General features: G+C 71.7%; 19 protein-coding genes. 11 read left to right on the top strand and 8 right to left on the bottom strand.

Annotation, left to right across the window (positions count from 1 at the left end):
• Positions 1-46: 46 nt before the first annotated feature.
• A complete protein-coding gene (locus tag E4P38_RS10395) occupies positions 47-1,210 on the top strand; it encodes a DUF475 domain-containing protein (protein ID WP_135131742.1) in 1,164 nt (387 codons plus the stop codon).
• Between the two features lie 163 nt (positions 1,211-1,373).
• Complete coding sequence (locus tag E4P38_RS10400; protein WP_209309047.1) at positions 1,374-2,006, top strand: Tellurium resistance; 633 nt, start codon at positions 1,374-1,376, stop codon at positions 2,004-2,006.
• Between the two features lie 16 nt (positions 2,007-2,022).
• On the opposite strand, the gene E4P38_RS10405 is transcribed toward E4P38_RS10400, so the two are convergent.
• Genes E4P38_RS10405 through E4P38_RS10425 form a run of 5 tightly spaced genes read right to left on the bottom strand, consistent with a single transcriptional unit; the run spans position 2,023 to position 7,901 of the window.
• On the bottom strand, positions 2,023-3,417 hold the full coding sequence (locus E4P38_RS10405; protein ID WP_167760520.1) for a VWA domain-containing protein: 1,395 nt from the start codon (positions 3,415-3,417) through the stop codon (positions 2,023-2,025).
• Between the two features lie 53 nt (positions 3,418-3,470).
• Positions 3,471-4,337 carry a hypothetical protein gene (locus E4P38_RS10410; RefSeq protein WP_135131745.1) on the bottom strand — a complete coding sequence of 289 codons (867 nt, stop codon included), beginning with the start codon at positions 4,335-4,337 and terminating at the stop codon, positions 3,471-3,473.
• The gene (locus E4P38_RS10415) at positions 4,334-5,464 is read right to left on the bottom strand and encodes a cysteine protease StiP family protein (RefSeq protein WP_209309049.1); all 1,131 of its coding nucleotides are present in this window, start codon (positions 5,462-5,464) and stop codon (positions 4,334-4,336) included. Before E4P38_RS10415 ends, E4P38_RS10410 begins: the two co-directional genes overlap by 4 nt.
• Complete coding sequence (locus E4P38_RS10420; RefSeq protein ID WP_135131746.1) at positions 5,461-6,783, bottom strand: phosphoribosyltransferase domain-containing protein; 1,323 nt, start codon at positions 6,781-6,783, stop codon at positions 5,461-5,463. The genes E4P38_RS10415 and E4P38_RS10420 overlap by 4 nt, the downstream gene beginning before the upstream one ends.
• Positions 6,780-7,901, bottom strand: a complete 1,122-nt coding sequence (locus E4P38_RS10425) for an HpcH/HpaI aldolase/citrate lyase family protein (protein ID WP_209309050.1) — start codon at positions 7,899-7,901, stop codon at positions 6,780-6,782. Before E4P38_RS10425 ends, E4P38_RS10420 begins: the two co-directional genes overlap by 4 nt.
• A 308-nt stretch (positions 7,902-8,209) precedes the next feature.
• Between E4P38_RS10425 and E4P38_RS10430 the strand changes: the two genes are divergently transcribed.
• Positions 8,210-8,686 carry a hypothetical protein gene (locus E4P38_RS10430; RefSeq protein WP_135131748.1) on the top strand — a complete coding sequence of 159 codons (477 nt, stop codon included), beginning with the start codon at positions 8,210-8,212 and terminating at the stop codon, positions 8,684-8,686.
• 4 nt (positions 8,687-8,690) lie between these two features.
• On the opposite strand, the gene E4P38_RS10435 is transcribed toward E4P38_RS10430, so the two are convergent.
• The gene (locus tag E4P38_RS10435; protein ID WP_245160932.1) at positions 8,691-9,818 is read right to left on the bottom strand and encodes a DUF1524 domain-containing protein; all 1,128 of its coding nucleotides are present in this window, start codon (positions 9,816-9,818) and stop codon (positions 8,691-8,693) included.
• 156 nt (positions 9,819-9,974) lie between these two features.
• Between E4P38_RS10435 and E4P38_RS10440 the strand changes: the two genes are divergently transcribed.
• From E4P38_RS10440 to E4P38_RS10475, 8 genes are all read left to right on the top strand, one after another.
• Positions 9,975-10,550: a TerD family protein gene (locus tag E4P38_RS10440; RefSeq protein ID WP_135131749.1), complete on the top strand. Its 576-nt coding sequence runs from the start codon at positions 9,975-9,977 to the stop codon at positions 10,548-10,550.
• A gap of 217 nt (positions 10,551-10,767) precedes the next feature.
• Positions 10,768-11,994, top strand: a complete 1,227-nt coding sequence (locus E4P38_RS10445) for a toxic anion resistance protein (RefSeq protein WP_135131750.1) — start codon at positions 10,768-10,770, stop codon at positions 11,992-11,994.
• A 60-nt stretch (positions 11,995-12,054) separates the two neighbouring features.
• A complete protein-coding gene (locus tag E4P38_RS10450; RefSeq protein WP_135131751.1) occupies positions 12,055-12,543 on the top strand; it encodes a hypothetical protein in 489 nt (162 codons plus the stop codon).
• An 8-nt stretch (positions 12,544-12,551) separates the two neighbouring features.
• A complete protein-coding gene (locus tag E4P38_RS10455) occupies positions 12,552-13,106 on the top strand; it encodes a TerD family protein (protein WP_209309051.1) in 555 nt (184 codons plus the stop codon).
• Between the two features lie 389 nt (positions 13,107-13,495).
• Positions 13,496-14,065 (top strand): hypothetical protein, encoded by a 570-nt coding sequence (locus tag E4P38_RS10460; RefSeq protein ID WP_135131753.1) that lies wholly within the window; start codon positions 13,496-13,498, stop codon positions 14,063-14,065.
• A 55-nt stretch (positions 14,066-14,120) separates the two neighbouring features.
• Entirely contained in the window at positions 14,121-16,187 is a 2,067-nt protein-coding gene (locus E4P38_RS10465; RefSeq protein ID WP_135131754.1) for a S9 family peptidase, read from the top strand.
• A gap of 6 nt (positions 16,188-16,193) precedes the next feature.
• On the top strand, positions 16,194-17,294 hold the full coding sequence (locus E4P38_RS10470) for a winged helix DNA-binding domain-containing protein (RefSeq protein WP_167760521.1): 1,101 nt from the start codon (positions 16,194-16,196) through the stop codon (positions 17,292-17,294).
• 37 nt (positions 17,295-17,331) lie between these two features.
• The gene (locus E4P38_RS10475) at positions 17,332-17,613 is read left to right on the top strand and encodes a hypothetical protein (RefSeq protein ID WP_135131755.1); all 282 of its coding nucleotides are present in this window, start codon (positions 17,332-17,334) and stop codon (positions 17,611-17,613) included.
• On the opposite strand, the gene E4P38_RS10480 is transcribed toward E4P38_RS10475, so the two are convergent.
• Entirely contained in the window at positions 17,610-18,560 is a 951-nt protein-coding gene (locus E4P38_RS10480) for an IS481 family transposase (RefSeq protein WP_135131756.1), read from the bottom strand. The two genes, E4P38_RS10475 and E4P38_RS10480, sit on opposite strands and share 4 nt — an antisense overlap.
• A 120-nt stretch (positions 18,561-18,680) precedes the next feature.
• Positions 18,681-19,187, bottom strand: coding sequence for a histidine phosphatase family protein (locus tag E4P38_RS10485; protein WP_135131757.1), 507 nt, complete (start codon positions 19,185-19,187; stop codon positions 18,681-18,683).
• Between the last annotated feature and the right edge of the window lie 43 nt (positions 19,188-19,230).

Raw genomic sequence — 19,230 nt, forward strand, 5'->3', positions numbered from 1 at the left:
TGCGACATGGCAGCCCGCCACTGCCACCACGACACCAAGGAATCACGTGATCCTGCGCACCTTCGGATGGTCCTTCGGGGTCACCATCGCCAGTCTTGCCGCGGCCCTTCTGTACGGCGGCTGGTCCGCCGTCGCCCTCTGTCTGATCCTCGGGATCCTCGAGGTCTCGTTGTCCTTCGACAACGCAGTGGTCAACGCCAAGGTCCTCGAGCGCATGAGCGCGTTCTGGCAGAAGATCTTCCTGACCGTCGGCATCCTCATCGCCGTCTTCGGCATGCGACTGGTCTTCCCGCTGCTGATCGTGGGTATCACCGCGAGCCTCGGCCCGATCGAGGCCGTCCAGCTCGCGATGGAGAAGGGTGACCCGAAAGCGCCCGGCACTTACGGGTACCTGCTCAACGAGGCGCACCCGCTGATCGCGGCCTTCGGTGGTCTCTTCCTGCTGATGCTCTTCCTCGACTGGCTGTTCGAGGAGCGCGAGATCGCATGGCTCAGCTGGCTGGAGCGCCCGCTGGCGCGCATCGGCAAGCTCGACGCCCTGTCGGTCATCATCGCGTTGATCTCGCTGGTTCTCGCCGCCGAACTCCTGGTGGCGGAGGAAGAGCGGTCCTCGGTGCTGCTCTCGGGGGTCCTGGGCCTCATCACGTACCTCGCGGTGAACGGTCTCGGCTCCTTGTTCGAGTCCAGCGGACTGGACGACGACCCCGCCGACGGTGAGCACACGGAGCGCGCGGCCACGGCGGCCGGCAACGACGGCGTCCCCGCGCGGAAGGGCGGCCCGACGGCCGTGGCCAAGGCCACGGGCAAGGCGGCGTTCTTCCTGTTCCTCTACCTCGAGGTCCTGGACGCGTCGTTCAGCTTCGACGGCGTCATCGGCGCATTCGCCATCACCTCCGACCCGGTCATCATCGCCCTCGGGCTCGGCCTGATCGGCGCGATGTACGTCCGGTCCATCACGGTGTATCTCGTGCGGCAGGGCACCCTCGACGAGTACGTGTACCTCGAGCACGGCGCGCACTGGGCCATCGGGGCGCTGGCGGTCATCCTCTTGCTGAGCCTGGAGTGGGAGATCCCCGAGCTGATCACCGGGCTCATCGGGGTGGCCTTCATCGGCGCGGCCTTCATCGGCTCGCTGCGCCGCCGCCGCAACGGCAACTCCTCGGGCGACGGCGACCACGTGCAGATCGGCGCAGAGCACCAGCGGGTCTGATGCATCCGGCCGGCGTCCCGACAAGGACGCCGGCCGGTCTCGTTCCCGGCGGAGGCTCGGGGGCGCACCGCACGCGACGGAGAGGCGTACCGGCATGGGAATCGACTACACCAAGCGGCCCTCGGCAGGGGGAGGCGGAGATCCCTCGGGCGGGAGCGGTCAGGTGAACCTGAGCAAGGTCACCCTGACCAAGAGCGCGCCACGGGTGTCGCTGACCAAGAGCGGGGCGGCCACCGGAGAGCTGCGCGTCAACCTCAACTGGAACGCCCGGCCGGCGGCCCCCGCCGGCGGCGGGTTCCTCAAGCGGATGGCCGCTGCTGCGCAGAGCGGTATCGACCTCGACCTCGCCTGCCTCTACGAGTTCACCGACGGCTCGAAGGGCGTCGTCCAGGCGCTCGGCAACGCCTTCGCCTCGAAGAACCAGGGCGGTTCGCCGATCGTCAGCCTCGACGGCGATGACCGGTCAGGGACCAACACCGCCGGCGAGAACCTGCGCATCGACCTGTCCCGGGTGAACGAGATCCGGCGCATCCTGGTCTTCGCGTTCATCTACCAGGGCGTCCCGAACTGGGCCGCGGCCGACGGCGTCGTGACGATGTACCCGGCGAACGGGGCGCCGATCGAGGTCCGCCTGGACGAGTCGGACCCCAAGGCACCGCTGTGCGCGATCGCGCTGCTGACGAACACGGGCAACGACCTGTCGGTGAACCGCGAGGTGCGCTACATCCACGGCGGCCAGGACGTCCTCGACAAGGCCTACGGATGGGGAATGCAGTGGGCGGCCGGTCGTAAGTAGCCGGCCGGCCAGTGCGTCAGTGCGGGGGTAGCAGGCCCCGCTCCCTGGCCAGGACGAGCCAGCCCGGGTACTCCGTCATGAGCAGGTCGAACAGCTCGTCGTCGCTCACCTGCGTCGGGTCCTCGACGCTGAAGAAGTCGGCGTTGTCGATGAACCTGCCGCCCATGTCGTCGAGCTCCTCGAGGAAGCGGAACTCCCGGGACCCTCCCGACGGAGAGCCGCCGCCCCCGAAGAAGCCACGCCGACGGCCACCACCGCCGCTGCCGAGCGCCCGGGAGGACTTGCCGATGGCCATGAACTGCCAGAACAGGGGCTCGTAGCTCGACGACCGGACCTGCTCGCGGGCGGCGTCCTCGTCGAAGGTCGCGCCGTCGGTGACGAACATGACGTAGACCGGGAACTGGTCGAGGTGCGGGCCGTTGCGCGGGGTATCGGCCCCGAAGTAGTGCCTGCGGATGAGCTTCATCGCGGCCGCGTAGTTGGTGCTGCCCTCCAGGGGGTGCCGCCGGAGGACGTCGGCGGTGTACTGCCGGACGTTCGAGAGGTTCATCGACTCGACCTGGTGACCGGAGCCCCCGAACAGGAACGTGTCGACCTCACCGTCGTCGTCGAAGCGCAGGCCGAGAGCCAGGATCCGTTCGGCGAGCTGCTGGATCTTCCCGGACCGGTAGAGGTTGGCCATCGAGCCGCTGATGTCGAGGCACAGCGCCACCCGTGCGGTGTGCTGACCCAGGCCCCGCTTCTCCAGGCTGATGGCGGCCTTCTTGACCAGGCTCACGAGCTGCGGTGCTTCGGTGGCGGCCCGCTTCTCCAGCGAGATCTGCTTCTGCTTCTTCAACGACACGGACGACGGCGCGGGGGTCGCCGGGGTCGGCGTGGCAGCGGCGGGCGCGGCCGTGGGCTCGTCGTCCACGCTGATGCCGAAGTCGGTCGCCAGTCCCGCGAGGCCGGAGGCGTAGCCCTGACCCACCGCCCGGAACTTCCACTGCCCGTTCCGGCGATAGAGCTCGCCGAAGAGGAAGGCCGTCTCCGTGGTCGCATCGCTGATGTCGAACCGCGCGATCTCGGCGTTGCCGGCGACGTCGGTCAACCGCAGGTGCAACCCGGGAATGTGTCCGAAGGTGCCGTTGCCGACGCTGGCCGCGACCACGACCTTCTCGATCTCCTCCGGGATGTCCGAGAGATCGACCTCGACCGAGTCCTCCCGTGCCGCCCCGGCGGCGTGCCGGACGCTTCCCTCAGCGCTCCGCGGCTGGTTGTAGAAGACGAAGTCGTTGTCGGACCGGACCTTGCCGGACGACGTCAGGAGCAGCGCGGACGCGTCGACCTCGACGTCGGAGGACCAGCCCAGCGTTGCTCGCACCCGCGCTGTGGACACCGGCAGGTTCGAGCCCTTGCTCATCGTCGTCATGCCGCGCATCGTGCCAGGACCGTCCCCGGCCGGGCCCCGCGCCGGCGCTCCTGTCAGGCGCGCCTGCCGGCGGTCGTCGTCGTACCGGACACCTGGCCGACCCACGCGCGGACGATCTCGGCCGCGCCCGCGTGTCCCGGGGCGTCGGTGACCGTCACCTGTGGCCAGGGCGGGGCTCCCGAGCGGGTGATCTCGCTGCCCGCGGGGACCCACCCGGAATCGGCCAGCTCGAGCATCTCGGCGTCCAGCCACGTGTCGCCGGCAGCCAGCAGGGTCGGGACCTCGCCGAGTTCGTCGGTCAGGCGGGCGCGGACGTAGCCGATGGCGTGGGCCTTGTGCAGTGCGTCGGGGAGCACGTACACCTTGCTTCCCTGGTGGGCGACCCGCCACGACCCAGGGACCAGTGCGGACGCGAGCTCGTCGACGTGATCGGCGGTGAACCGGTCGGGGTCGACGATCGCGTAGCAGAACTGGTCGTCGGCGGTGTGGACGCGCAGCGCAGTTCCCTCGGTGACCAGCGCGTCGAGCAGGGCCCGGACCTCCGCGACCGGCGCGCACTCCCGGAGGCGGTGAGTGGTGGTGGCGGCCCAGACCTGGTCGACCCGTCCGTCCTCGAGCACCACCCCGCCGGAACTGGCGATCAGGAACCGCGGCGTGAACGGCAGGTCGATGCGCTGCACCTGGCGCACGGTGCGGGTCGTCGTCGGCACGATCGTGAGCGTGGCGGCGGGCAGCCGGGCGAGCTGTGCCAGCTCGTCCCGCACGACGTCCGCCATCTCGCTGATGACCCGCCCGTCCAGCGCCTCGACGACGGACCGGGGGAGCGCGCCGCCGAGCTGGGCGGTCGCCCGGGGGCTGAAGATCAGCGTGCGGTCGAGGTCGGTCGTCACCATGACCGGCCCGGGAGCAGGCCCGGTCACGTGTCGGCCCCGGGCAGCGGCTGGACGAGTCCCACGCAGCTGTAGGGCATGTCGGGGTAGTCGACCAGCGGCACGCCGCGGGCCTCGGCCAGCAGCACCACGTGCCGGAGGGCCGCGCGGCGGTCCGGGCGTACCAGCACCTGCCACGGCAGCCGCCGCAGGAGCACCCGCGTCGTCTCGCCCACGCTCGGCTTGACCAGGTGCCAGTTCGGCAGCCCGAACTCCGCCTGCAGTCGCAGCACGACCGCTCGGCCGGCGAACGTGGGCGTCCGGTCGGCGGCGTACTCCAGCGGCCACCTGGCCGCGACCGCCGGGGTGACCTCGGCGAACCGGCGGGTGATCGTGTCGAGGAAGTGCGCCGAACGGTCCTGGTCGGCGAGCTCGCGGTACACCTTCGCGCCGTGGAACATCCCCGGCTTGATCAGCTCGTCGTTCAGCACCGTGCGGCTGACCAGACCGCAGACCGTCGAGTTCAGGCAGGCCGACGGGATCAGCACATCCTCCCGGGTGCCGAACATGGTCGCGGCGGAGCCCGGATCGGCGACGACGGCCAGATCGCGCGGCAGAACCGGACCGCCGGCCGCCTCGTACGCATCCAGCGCCCCGGCGAGCTCGGTCGTGATGGCTCCCTTGCCGGTCCAGCCGTCGACGAAAAGCACGTCCCGCGGATCGTGGCGCGCGACGATGTGGTCGAGCGCGACGGTGTCGATCCCGCGGCCGCGGACGATGCTGACCGAGTAGTGCGGCAGGTCCGCACCGTGCGCGTGCTGCGCCCAGCGCCGCATCAGGATGCCGACCGGCGTGCCGGCGCGGGCCAGCGACACCAGGACCGGCCGGCCCTGGCGGGCCTGCAGAGCCATCTCGGTCACGACGCCCACGTGCTCGGCCACCTCGGCCGCGGTGTCGGTGAGCACGGCCTCGAACAACTGCAGGTACGCCTCGTCCGGGCTGTACTCCACCGGCAGCATCTCGGCGTAGTTGCGCCCGGCCTGGATCCGGGCCTCCCGTTCGGAGACGCTCAGCTCGAGCCGAGCGGAGGAGACGTCGGTGAGCAGGAAGGTCACCTCGGAGGGGTCGTAGCTGCTGCGCAGCAGCACGGGCTCGTCGGTCCGCGGCAGGGCGGTCACGAGGCCGAGCCCTGCCCGGCGCGCACCTGGACGACGTGGACGCTGCGCCGGGCACTGGCCGCCAGCAGGCGCAGGAGGCCTTTGTCGACGTGGGCGGTCACCGGCGTATCCGTCACGAACACGATGTCGTCGAACCCGGGCGCGTGGCCGGGCTCCACCTGCGCGCTCGGCGCGACGTTGTAGGCGAACGCAGCGCGGCCGGGGTCCTCCGTCGCCGGGAAGCCCAGCACGGTGCGCAGCGGGTAGCCCCCGGTGTCGACGGCGGCGGCCGGGCTGCGCGTGGTGGTGGAGGTGCGCACCTGCCCGCCCAGGGCTGCCGCCAGGCGCTGCGGGACGTACATGAACTCCTCGTCGCCGAGGACGAGGGTGCGGCCGTCCCGGAACACGGGTAGGGCGCCCGCGAGCGTCTCCATCGCCCCGGCGAGCAGGAACTCGCAGCGGGAGCCCCAGCCCTGGGCCGCGGACGTCGGGACGCCGTCGGGCAGCGGAACCATGGAACGGACGACGGGGACGGGTGTCCCCCGGGCGCCGGTGGGGGAGGGCAGCGCGTCCAGCAGCAGCGCCGCGCGGGAGAGCACGTCCGGGGGCGTGGTGACCGTCCCGGCCAGCAGCGCGACACTCGTGATCTCCGCGCCCAGGTCGGCGCCGAACTCCTCGAGCTGCCGACGCTGCCCGCCGGTCCGGGAGTCGAGCAGGCTGGCGACGACGTAGCGGCTCCGTGGCCAGACCGCGTGCAGCGCACGGATCGCGTTCATGGCCGTCGTGCCGGTGCTGATCTCGTCGTCGACCAGGACCAGGGGCACGTCGGCGCCCATGGCGGCGTCGCCGACGACCCCGTCCGGCAGCAGTGCGAGCGTCTGGTCGGTGGCGTGGCTGTGCTCCTCCAGGAACTGCACCGGCCGAGCACCCTCCGGCGCCGGCCGCCGGGTCGTGTGGACGTAGGGAGCGGCCCCGCCCTCGGCCCCGGAGACGGCGGCGACCGCGTGGCCGAGGGCCGTGGCGGTCTCCGCGAAGCCGACGACGACCGGCGTCCGATCGCGGCAGACGCCGCGGACGAGACCGCCCAGGGCGTGGGCTGCACCCAGCACGTCCTCGACCGGGGCCGGGATGTGCTTGCCGAGCAGCCGGGACACCAGGAGCTGGGCGCGTCGTGGGTTGCGTCGCAGACCCAGCTCGACGCTCTCGAGGAGGGTCGCGGAGGGCGCATCCGCCGAGGCCCGGACGACGAGGTCGATGCCCAGCCGGGTGCTGACCCAGTTCTCCGTCTCCGCGCCGGCGTGCGGGCGCGCGAGACCGGGAGGGCCCGGGGCGGCGGTCATGGGGAGGCCTCGTCGACGTGGAGCAGGTCGACGAAGGTCCGGTCGTCCCGCAGCACCCCGAACACCTCGGCGCGGCGGAGCGTGTGCGCGGCCCAGCGCGCGTGGGGCCGGCTCTCGATCATCTTGTTCGAGTACGTGCTGCCGGTGACGCCGCCACCGGTCATCCCGAGCGTCGTCTGGGCGTCGGTGAACTCCTCGTGCGTGACGACGTACAGGGCGTGCACCGGACGGACGTGCGACGGGTGGATGACCGTCTTGCCGACGATCCCGGTCGCCTTGTCGAGGACGACCTCGCGGATGAGGCCGTCCAGGTCGTGGCGGATCAGGTCGTAGCGGAGTGCCGGTGCGCCGGGCAGGTCGGGCCGGCCGAACGGTGACTGCCGCAGTTGTGGCTTGAAGAGGCGCTGCGTCGCGGTGAAGTACTCCCAGACCGCGCCGGTGACGGTGAAGGCGTCGTCCCGGGTGAAGATGTTGACGATGTCCGCGAGTGCCTCGCGGATCAGGGCGAGATCCCACACGGTGAGGTCGGGGCTGCGCCGGAGCCCGTACAGGCCGCAGAGGTCGGTCGCGCCGATGCGCACCGCGAGCACGGCCTGTTCGTGGTCGGCCAGCAGGGCGCGCACGGCGAGGAGCTCGGGAACGCGGGTCTCGGACCAGAGCACCTCCCCGGTCTCCAGGACCGGCATGCCGTACAGCGGGAGACCGGTGCCCCTGCGCACGTCGGCCAGCGCCTCGAGGTAGTCGCCGCCGGTCGCAGCGGTGAACTTCGGGAAGACGAACCCGGTCAGCGCCGCGGCCGACTCCTCGAGCTCCTTGACGATGGTGGCGACCTGATCGGGATGACGCACCCGGACGAACACCTGGGGCGCCTCGCCACCCCTCGCATGCAGCGCCCTCAGCTGCGTGATCACGTTGCGTTCCCCGTCGGCGACGGCGTCGTCGGAGATGGCGTCCTCCAGGCACAGCACGCTGGAGGCGACGCCCTCGCGGACCAGCCGTCCGATCTGTCGCGCGTAGTTCTGCCGGGTGCCCGGCGTGTACAGGGTCGCGCCCAGGCCCACGGCGAGCGTCCGCCGGTCCGAGGTGGCGTCGAAGGCCTGCGGGAGGTGCTGGAACAACGCCTCTCCCTGCTCAGGCGTCAGGAAACTGAAATGACGCACCGGGGGTCCTTTCGTCGCGCGCATCTCGGCAGTCGCCGTGAAGAACTGACGCACGCATGCGAGACCGTGCCGTCACCACTTCCGGACGGACAGTACGGGCGCACAGTTCCCGTGCCAGGGGCTCGACGGGTGAACAACGGGCGGCGCGGACGTGACGCCGTGGCGCGTCCACCCCCGGGTATCCGAGCCACCACCGTGCCCGTTCCCCTTCTCATCACCCCCGGCACCCGCTTGACTGCCCCCACGTTCAGGGACGCGGGGGAACCATGGGGACGAGCACGACCGGGCGCGGCATGACGCGGGCGCTCCGCGTGATCACGCGCAGCGCCGCCGTGGCACTGCTGCTCTCGCTGCTCGCTGCGTGCGGTGGGCGGTCGGTCGAGGCCTATTGCGAGACGTTCTACGGCGAGGGCCAGGAGCTGCGCCAGCAGTGGATCGACGCGGGGAACACCGAGGACCCGTTCGCGGCGATGGGCACGATCTTCTCGGCACCCCGGGACCTGGCTGCTTTCTTCGACCGCCTGGAGAAGGTGGCCCCGGACGACATCCAGCCCGACGTGGCGCAGTTGCGTGATGCGTTCCAGCAGCAGGCCGACTCGATGGGCGACACCGCCGCCGGAATGTTCAGCAATCCGCTGGGGACCGCTCTGGGCTCGTTGGCTGCGGGAATGTCGACGAGCGGTGCGTCGCAGCGGGTCGACGCGTACACGCTCGAGAACTGTGGCCCGCCGCCGACGAACTGAGTACCTAGGACTCGCACCCGACCCCGTCGTCGTTGCCGTCGAGGTGCGGCCCGTAGCCCGGCTGCCCCCGGTGGACCGGAGCGGCTCCGGCGGCTCGGGCCGCGGCGCAGTTCTCGAACGGAGCGCCCGGCGCTGGAGCTGGGGGCAGGGGCGCGGCTGGTTCCGGGACGACGACGCCATCCGGGAGCGGCTCGTTCGGGCAGCTGGTGAGGATGGTGGCGATGGCGTCGCTCTCGGCCTGGGTCGCCCAGAGGTCGTAGCGGATCTTGACCGCGACCTGGCGGGCGACGTAGGCGCACCGGTAGGAGCGGTTCGGCGGGAGCCAGGTGGCGGCGTCCCCGTCGCTCTTCTGCTGGTTCAGGGGACCGTCGACAGCGAGCAGGTTGAGCGGGTCGTTCGCGAATGCCGTGCGCTGCGTCGTGTCCAGGGACTGGGCGCCCTTCTGCCAGGCGTCGGAGAGGGCGACGACGTGGTCGATCTGCACGTCGTCGCTGGTGTCCTGCCCGCGCTGGAAGGGAATCGTCCGCCCGGAGTAGGGGTCGGCCACGATCCCGGTGGCGACGACGCAGTCATTGGTGCCCGGCTTGAACGTCTCGTCGGTCAGGTCGCGGGCGAGGACGTCGTTTCGGGTGTCGCAGCCGTTGCGGTCGACGTCCACCCATCCTTCGCCGAACAGGTCGCGGTCGTATCCGGTCCGCGGTGCTCGCCCCTTGACCTCGACGGCAGCCAGCGCGGCCAGTGCCGAGGACTCCGGCGCTGCGTCGATCGCGGCTCGGGCGGCGGCTGCGTCCACCTCGTTCCGGGACCCGCTGGGTGGCGAGGAGTCCGTCGGGCCGGCGCCGGCCGACGACGCGTCCGGCGCGGGGCGCGGCAGGGTGGCGCCGCCCAGGAGGAGTGCGGCCACGCCGACCGCTGCGACGGTTGCTGCTGCAGCTCGCGAGCCGATGAAGGCCCATCGGGCGCGACCCACGACGATCGCGCCGGCGCCGAGAACGAGGAGAACGAGTCCGGCCATGACGAGTCCGCCGGACCGGCCCCGGGTGACTATGCCCGCGACGACGAGGAGGAGGGCGAGCGCGGCGAAGACCGTGGCGACCCTGCGGCGCCACCGGGACGGAGAACGACGTGCCATGACTCCTCAACCGATCGAGCGACGACCGAAGCTACCTGCGCCAGGGGGTCCCGGACGCCGCGAGACACACCCGTGCGAGGCGCCGACTAGATTCGAGGACGGCCGGAATTCCCAGATGCCGGGCACTTCCTGGTGCCCGAGAAGCGGAGTGATCGCGTGGCAGTCAGCCTGATCAAGGGTGGCAACATCTCGCTGACCAAGGAGGCGCCCGGTCTGCAGAAGGTGACCGTCGGACTCGGGTGGGACGCGCGCACCACCGACGGGCAGCCGTTCGACCTGGACGCGTCGGCCATCGGCTGCGACGCCGACGGCAAGGCGGTCTCCGATCAGCATTTCGTGTTCTTCAACAACGTCCGCAGTCCGGACGGCGCGATCGAGCACAGCGGCGACAACGTGACCGGCGAGGGAGCCGGCGACGACGAGCAGATCGTCGTCGACCTGACCGGGGCGCCGGCGGGCCTGGACCGGGTGGTCTTCCCGGTGTCGATCTACGACGCGGAGACCCGCGGGCAGAACTTCGGGCAGGTGCGGAACGCCTTCATCCGGGTGATGAACCAGATCGGGAACGCGGAGATCGCCCGCTACGACCTGTCCGAGGACGCATCGACGGAGACGGCCATGGTCTTCGGGGAGCTGTACCGGAGTGGCGCCGAGTGGAAGTTCCGCGCCGTCGGGCAGGGCTACTCCGCCGGTCTGGCCGGGATCGCCCGCGATTTCGGCGTCAACATCTGATCGAGGGACGCTCGATCTCCTGGGATTCTCGCCGACCGGCGACATAGGGTGGATCGATACCAGAATTGTTCGAATCGTCCATGCCGCGTGTTAGACAGACGCCTGCGGATCGGGTCGTTCCGATGCGCACCGGACCGCCTTCCGCGGTCTCCTGTCGACGGTGGCTCGGCCCGCATCGCCCGTCGGCACCCGACGCGCCCCACGAGGAGTGACATCCATGTCTGAGCTGGACCTCGGCTCGACCTCCACCCCCAACGTCGCGACGTCCGGTGCGGCGCCCGCCTCCGGCGCGCTCGTCCTCGCGCCGCCGCAGGCGGTCGTCGTCGTTGCGGCCGAACAGGCCTCCGATGCGGTTCCGCTCGACGACGCCAAGCAGGTCGAGCTGCGGAGCAAGGCCACCGCCTTCGTCTCCGATCTCGTCTCGCTCGACACGAAGTCGCCGGCGTTCGCGGAGAAGGTCGCCTCGATCACCACGCTGGGTGACCGGGAGATGCGGTCGTCGGCTGCGGTGTCGAACCGGATGCTGGAGCGCCCGGCGGCGGCGATGGGGAAGGGCAAGGGGGCGGATGCGCAGACCCGCGTCTCGAACACGCTCGTCGATCTCCGGACCACCGTCACCGACCTCGACCCCAATCGGGCGGACCTGACCGGCGTCAAGCGGGTCCTCAAGTGGCTGCCCGGCGGCGACAAGATCGACCGGTACTTCGCCAAGTACCAGTCGGCGCAGTCGCACCTCAACACGATCATCAAGGCACTGGACTCCGGTCAGGACGAGCTGCGGAAGGACAACGCAGCCATCGAGACCGAGAAGGCCAACATGTGGTCGATGATGGGGAAGCTGCGGGAGTACAACGAGCTCGCGGCAGCCCTCGATGCAGCGCTCGAGAACAAGGTGGCCGAGTTGGAGGCCGCGGGTCGGGCCGAGGACGCGAACGTAGTCCGGTCCGACGCGCTGTTCCCCGTGCGTCAGCGACGGCAGGACATCATGACCCAGATGGCGGTCGCCGTTCAGGGCTACATGGCGCTCGACCTCATCCGGCGGAACAACCTGGAGCTCATCCGCGGCGTGGACCGGGCACAGACCACAACGATCGCCGCCCTGCGGACCGCGGTCATCGTCTCGCAGGCCCTCAGCCGCCAGAAGCTGGTGCTCGACCAGATCACCGCGCTGAACACCGTCACGTCGAACCTCATCGAGTCGACGTCGGAGCAGCTGAAGATCCAGGGCGGGCAGATCAACCAGCAGGCCGCCTCGTCCACGATCGACGTCGCCAAGCTCCAGGCGGCCTTCGACAACGTGTTCGCCACGATGGACGCCGTGGACACCTTCCGGGCGCAGGCCGTCGACTCGATGGCCCAGACGGTCCAGGCACTCGAGGGTCAGATCGAGCGGGCGAAGCCCTACCTGGAGCGCGCCCGCCGGAACGAGATCGCCGGGAACTGACCGGCGGCCCGCTCATGACACGGCATGCTGTGGAGGCAGGACGAGGAAGGTGGGAAGGCCGTGGCGTGGTTCCGACGGGCCGTGCCGTCCCCTCCTACGGCCGCCGCACCTGCGCCTGACGCCGGGGACAGCCCCGAGGCGCTGCGGGCGTCGATCGTGGCGGTCAACCGCATGATCAACAGCAACGCGGGGCGGCTGCCCCTGAGGGCGGTCGTCGCCGCCCGGCGCATCACCGACGTGCTGGCCGAGATCGTGAACACCTCCGACGTCCGACCCCTGGACGTCTACGCCACGATCTCCGTCCGTGGCGCGGTGAACGACTACCTGCCGACGACGCTGCGCACCTTTCTCGCCGTCGACAAGGACCTGGTGGCCGTGCAGCGGCCGTCCGGGTTCACGCCGACCGAGTCGTTGATGGAGCAGTTGGACGCACTGGAGGGCTCAGCCTTCGCCGTTCTGCAGGCTGCCCAGGCGCAGGATGTCGACGCGTTGATGACCCAGGGCAGCTTCCTGCGCACGAAATTCTCCGGATCGGACCTCGACCTCTGATGGCAGTCATGAGTCGGGGCGCGAACGTGCCCCTCACCCGCGAGATCCCCGGTCTGAAGCACCTCGTGATCGGGGTGGCATGGAACGCCGGTGCCGAGCCGGTGCTCCAGGACAACCTGGTCATGGCCGCGATCCTGTGCAACGAGTCGAACAAGGCGCTCTCGGCCGAGCACTTCGTCTTCTTCAACCAGTTGACGTCGCCGGACCTGTCGGTGAGCCAGATCGAGAAGGCGCTGGCGGGCGACCAGGAGCAGGTCGAGATCGACCTCCCCGACGTGCCGCCCGAGGTGTCCCGCATCGCCTTCGTGCTCTACGTGAACGAAGGGACGGCGGCGCGGCGGACCCTGGGCCAGCTCCGCCAGCTGAGCGTCGCCGTGCGGGACGCGACCGACAACCGTGAACTGGTCCGCTCCGAGAACCTGGCGCCTGCCCTGTCGGCCGAGACGGCACTCGTCCTGGCCGAGGTGTACCGCAACCGGTCGGACTGGAAGTTCAAGGTCGTGGGCGAGGGCTACGCGAGCGGGATCGCCGGCATCGCGTCGGACTACGGCCTGCCCCTGTGACGAGCCGCGACCCCTCCTCGGCACGTCAGCGCACCGATCTCGGCTGGATCCGGCATCGGACCCTCCGCCACGGGCCTCCCACCGCCTCGACCCATCCCTCGACGTCGGCGGTCGCGGACCTCATCGCGGGCCGGCTGCCGCATCCACCCCGGGCGCGTTCCCACTCCGCGGACCTCGACCTGTCGGCGCCTGCCGCGCCGGCTGCTCCGGCACCGGCGGCGGCAGCTCCTCCGGCACCCGCCGCGACATCGGGATCGCTGGACCTCTTCCCGTCGGCGCCGGCCGCTGCGCCCGCACCCCCGGAGCCGTCGTCCGGCTCGGATCTCTCGGGCGCCCCGGCCACTCCTTCGGGCTCCCGGCCGGCGTCGGGTCCACCGGCCAGGCCCCCGGTGCCGAGGCTCGGCCCCCGCGGCCGCGTCATCCTGACGCCACTGGACCCCACGGTCACCCTCAACCGGCTGCAGAGCGGCGTGGGGGCCCTGACCGTCGAAGCCGTGTGCTCGCCCGCCGTCGGCGACCTCGCCATCGGGGCGCTGTACGAGTTGACGGACGGCGCGTCCTCGATCGTGCAGCGGACGACGGGCCTCGTCGCGGGGCCACCCCGTTCGCGGAGCCCGATCCTCACCGCGTCCCGCGAGGAGTTCGAACAGATCCACGTCGATCTGCGGCAGACCCGAACCTTGCAACGGCTGCTGGTCTATGCATTCTCCGCATCGGGACGCCCGCTGCAGTGGGGGGGAACCCTGGTCACGCGCACTTTCGGCGGGGCTCGCGTGGAACTCCCGCTGGACTTCGGCGGCCACCACGGCCCGGTCGCCCTGATGTCGCTCTACAACATCGACGGTGAGTTCGTCCTGCGAGCAGAGGGCGAGCAGGTGGCCGGCGCCGCGCGGGACGTCTCGCGGTCGTTCGGGTACGACCGGATCACGTGGGCCGACCACTGGATGCCCGTCGTCTGACGTCGTCCCCGCCGCCGGCCGGTCCCGTCAGCGGTCTCGGCTAGCGTCGGCGGTCATGCGGCCGAACGACCTCGCGCTCCTGCGCACCCCCGGTGTCCCGGCCCTGTCTCCCGACGGGCGGATGGCGGTTGTCGCCGTCACGCGCCCGGACCTCGAGGCCGACGAGTACCGCAGTCAGCTCTGGGCCGTGCCCACCGACGCGTCGGCGGCCGCGCGGCCGCTGACCTCCGGCCACCTCGACAGCGCCCCCGCGTTCTCGCCGGACGGTCGCTGGCTGGCCTACCTCAGCGCCCAGCCCGGAGAGCGCCCGCAGGTCTGGCTGCTGCCGACCGCCGGGGGAGCACCCCGCCGGCTCACCGAGCACCACCTGGGGGCCGGGGCTCCGGTCTGGTCGCCGGACTCGCGGCGGCTCGCCTACGTCGCCCGAGTCCCCGAGCACGGGCGCTACGGCACGGTCGACGGTGTCGGGCCGGCCGCGGAGCCGCCGCGGCTGATCACCACGCTGAAGTACCGCCGGGACGCCGTGGGCTTCCTCGGCGACCGGCCCAGCCAGGTCTTCGTGCTCGACCTCCCCGCGGACTTCGAGGACGACACGGCCCCGCCGCCGGAGCCGGTCCAGGTCACCACGGGGACGCCGGACTGCGTCGACGTCACGTGGCGTCCGGACGGCGCGGAGCTCGCCTTCGTCTCCGCGCGGCACCCGCGGGCCGACGTGGACCTCGTCCGGGACGTCTACGCGATCGGCCCCGACGGTTCCGGGCTGCGGCGGGTCACCGAGTCCCGCGGCGACTGCGCCCTGCCGGCCTTCGACCCGACCGGCCGGACGCTCTACGTCACCGCCGTCCCCGATCTCGGACCGGACGGGCTGGACTTCGTCGCTCGGCAGGCCGTGCCCTGCCGGGTCGACGCCGACGGGGGTCCGCTGGAGCCGCTGCTGGATCCGGCCCAGCACCATCGCGGGGACGAGACCCCCGGGACGATCGTGGTCGACGGCGCCGTCCTGGTCGGCGTGCAGCGCAAGGGTGCGGTCGAACTCCTGCGGGTGCCGGCCGACGGAGGCGCCCCCGAGGTGCTGGTCGACGGATCGTTCACCGTCCGGGGATTCGCGGCCGCCGGGGAGGTGGTCGTCGCCGTCGTGGCGCACGACCGGTCGGCCGGCGAACTGATCGCGGTGACCCCGGGACGACGTCGGCTGCTGACCGCCTTCGGACGACGGCTGGGGGAGACCGGCCGGGTGCACCGGATGCGTGAACGGACGGCCACCGCCCCGGACGGCTATCCCGTGCACGGCTGGGTGACGACCCCGCCCGGACCTGGCCCGCACCCGGTGCTGCTCACCATCCACGGCGGCCCGTTCGCCCAGTACGGCTGGAGCCTGTTCGACGAGACGCAGGCCTATGTCTCGGCGGGCTACGCCGTGGTGCAGTGCAACCCGCGCGGGTCCTCCGGCTACGGCGAGGCGCACGGGCGGGCGATCAAGGGCGGCTTCGGCGAGCTCGACGCCGCCGACGTGCTGGCCTTCCTGGACACGGCGCTGACCGATCCGACGCTCGACGCCGACCGGGTGGGGGTCATGGGCGGCTCCTACGGCGGCTACCTGACCGCGTTCCTCATCGGCCGCACGTCGCGGTTCGCCGCTGCCATCAGTGAGCGGGCGCTGGTCGACCCGGTGAGCTTCGTGGGGTCCTCCGACATCGGCTGGGCCTTTCCCGACCAGTACCTGGGCACCGACCCGGAACGCCTCGCCGCGCAGAGCGCCATGATCGGCGCGCCGGCGATCACCACGCCGACACTGGTCATCCACTCCGAGGAGGACTGGCGGTGTCCGCTCGAGCAGGGTGCCCGCCTGTACGTCGAGCTCAAGCGCCGCGGCGTCCCGTCGGAGCTGCTGCTGTTCCCCGGGGAGGGGCACGAGCTGTCCCGCTCGGGACGGCCACGCCACCGCCTCGCGCGACTGGAGCACGTGCTGCGGTGGTGGGCGCGCTGGCTGCCGACGCCGCAGAACTCCGGCGCCGCTCCGGCGGACCGGCCGGCGGAATTGCCGGCGGCGACGCCCGAGCCTCCCGAAGGTGAACCGGCCGCGGCCGAGCCGCTGACGGTGCGCGCCACCCGGGTGCCTTAGCCCCCGATGCCGGACCTCCTGAGTCGCCGCGCGCTCGGCCGGGCCACCCTCGCCCGGCAGCTGCTGCTCGAGCGGGTCCGGCGGCCGGTGGCCGAGACGCTGGAGCACCTGGTCGGTCTGCAGGCGCAGGTGCCGCGCGTGCCGCACCTGGCGCTGTGGGACCGGCTGGCCGACTACGACCCGGCCGAGCTCGACGGGCTCATGACGTCGCGCGCCGTCGTCCGCACGCAGCTCATGAGGACGACGATCCACACCGTCACCGCCGCCGATGCGCTGGCGCTGCGCCCCCTGCTGCAACCGGTGCTCGACCGCACCTTCGCCGGCACCGCCTGGGGGCAGCGGCTGCGCGGGCAGGATCTCGCGGCGGTGGTGGCGAAGGCCGCCGACCTGCTGACGGAACGGCCGATGGGGCGCGCCCAGCTGCAGCGGGAGCTGGCCGGCCGCCATCCGGGTCTCGACGCGGAGGCGGTCGCCTTCGGGGTCAGCTACTGGGTGCCGTGGGTGCAGTCGCCGCCACGGGGCCTCTGGACCTCCTCCGGCGCCGCGGTGATGACGACGGTCGCAGCCGAGCTCGGTGCCGTGCCGGCTCGCGCGACCTCGCTCGACGATCTCGTCGTCCGCTACCTCGCGGCCTTCGGACCGGCGAGTGTCCGGGACGTCCAGGCCTGGTGCGGGCTGACCCGGCTCCGCGAGGTGGTCGATCGGATCGGCCCGGGGTTGCGGCGGTTCCGCACGGAGGACGGGATCGAGCTGTTCGACGTCCCCGATGCGCCGCTGCCCGACCCGGAGACCCCTTCACCCGTCCGCTTCCTCGCCGAGTACGACAACGTCGTCCTGTCGCACGCGGACCGGTCCCGCGTCGTCGCCGAGGGCGACCACGTCCTCCTGCCCGGTGGCGCCGGGGGCTGGACCGGCACCGTCCTGGTGGACGGCCTGCTCCGGGCGACCTGGGCCGCGCGCCGCGAGGGGGCGGTCACCGCGCTGACCGTGCGGCCGTCCGGGCAGCTGTCGTCTCCCGAGCGGTCGGAGGTCCTGGCCGAGGGCGAGCGGCTGCTGGGCTTTCTCGCCGCCGGCCGGGAGCATCGGGTCGGCTTCGGGACGGCCTGACTGCGCGGACACCCCTCCGCGGCAATAGCGTCTGCCCATGGCGCTCATCTATCCCGTCCTGGCCGATTCCCCGGAGCCGGAGGAGGGGTCGACGCCCGACGTCGCCGAACTCGCCGCAGACCTCTCCGACCAGTGGCTGGTCGAGGTCGCGGTCGGTGAGGACGGTGACGACGCCTGCTTCGGCCCGCTCGCCGCCGGCATGGCGTGGGATCTCGCCGTCGAGATCGTCGACAAGCGGCCCGAGTGGACGGTGTCGGTGGTCCCGCTCTACATCGCGGAGCCCGCCGACCAGATCATCGCCCTCTTCGAGGAGGACTAGCTGTAGTGACCTGAGAGGTTGGTGACGCGGCTGGCGGGAGGTCGGCCGCCGAGAGCGGTGTGGCCGCGGTGATGGTTATAGCGGTGCAGCCAGGCGGGGTAGGTCTGAGCGCGCTCGTTGTCGCTGCCGTAGGCGTCCGCGTAGGCCCATTCCTCGGTCAGTGTTCGGTGGAAGCGTTCGACCTTGCCGTTGGTCTGCGGCCGGTAGGGCCGGGTCCGCGTGTGCGCGATCTCGCTCAATGCGTCGCGGAACGGGTGTGAGCGGTAGCAGGCGCCGTTGTCGGTGAGCACCCGCGTGACGGTGATTCCGCAGCTAGTGAAGTAGGCGTTGGCTCGGGTCCAGAAGGCCGCGGCGGTCTCCTTGCGCTCGTCGGTGAGGAGCTCGGAGTAGGCCAATCGGGAGTGGTCGTCCAGGGCGGTGTGCAAGAAGACGTAGCCCAGCCCGGCGCGGTGCCGGTGGGGACGGGCCGCGCGGCCGTGGATCTTCCAACCGCCCCCGTCGGGAATCCGGCCGAGCTTCTTCACGTCCAGGTGCACCAGGTCCCCGGGGGCGGCGTGCTCGTAGCGGCGCACGACCCGTGTGGTGGTGCGGTCGAGCCAGGCCAGTCGGGCAAGGCGATAGCGAGACAACACCCGGTGCACCGTGGATGGGTGCAGGCCGAGCAGGAAACCGATCCGGGCCGGACCCCAACGGCGGGTCACCCGGACCTTGATGATCCGCCGCTCGAGCCGGGTCGGGGTCCGGCGCGGGCTGTGCTGAGGACGGCTGGAGCGGTCATACATGCCGGCCGGGCCTTGCCGCCGGTAGCGGCCGGCCCACCGGGCGGCGGTGGTCGCCGAGACCTGGAACCGCTCGGCCGCGCGCCGCAGCGGCCAGTTCTGATCGACGACACAGCGAGCCAGCTGCAGGCGCCCCCGCGGAGTCAGCAGGGCATTAGCGTGGGACACGAAGACCTCCGGGTTGAGGAGCGGTTCCTAGACAGCTCCACACCTCACTCGGAGGTCTTCCCCTTGTCACCAGACGCCGTCACCAACGTCCGTGGTCAGTACAACTAGCGGTCCCGTTCGTCAGCCGCCCGGAACGGTGAAGTCGGTCAGCGTCGCGGTGCCCGGTGCGAGAGCGGCGAACGCGGCGGCCAGGACGAACACCGCGACGCCGCCGGTCGGGAACCCGGTGCTCAGGTCGCGCCGGGCGGCGGGGCTGCCCTCGCCGTCGTCCAGGATGCTCGCCAGCACCCCGATCGACGGGTTGTGGCCGATGACGGCCAGGGTCGCCACGTCGTCCGGGATCTCCTGGATCACCGCGAGCAGCGCCTCGACGGTGTTCTCGTAGATCCGCGCGTCGACGACCGGCGGCAGGCCCGGTGCCACCCCGGCCCCCGCCCGCTCCCAGGTCTGCGCCGCCCGGACGGCGGGGGAGACGACCGCCCGGTCGGGCGCGAGGCCGGCCCGCTTCAGCCACGACCCGATGGCCGAGGCGTGCTGCGAGCCCCGTTCGGTGAGCGGCCGGTCGGCGTCGACCGGGGCGTCCGCGGCCTGGGCGTGACGGACCAGGAGAAGTCGGCGCGGCTGCACCGGCCGAGTCTGGCACCGCCGCGGTCAGCCCACCCGAGGGCCC

The organism is Blastococcus sp. CT_GayMR16 (genome assembly GCF_004570875.1).
GTDB lineage: Bacteria > Actinomycetota > Actinomycetes > Mycobacteriales > Geodermatophilaceae > Blastococcus_B.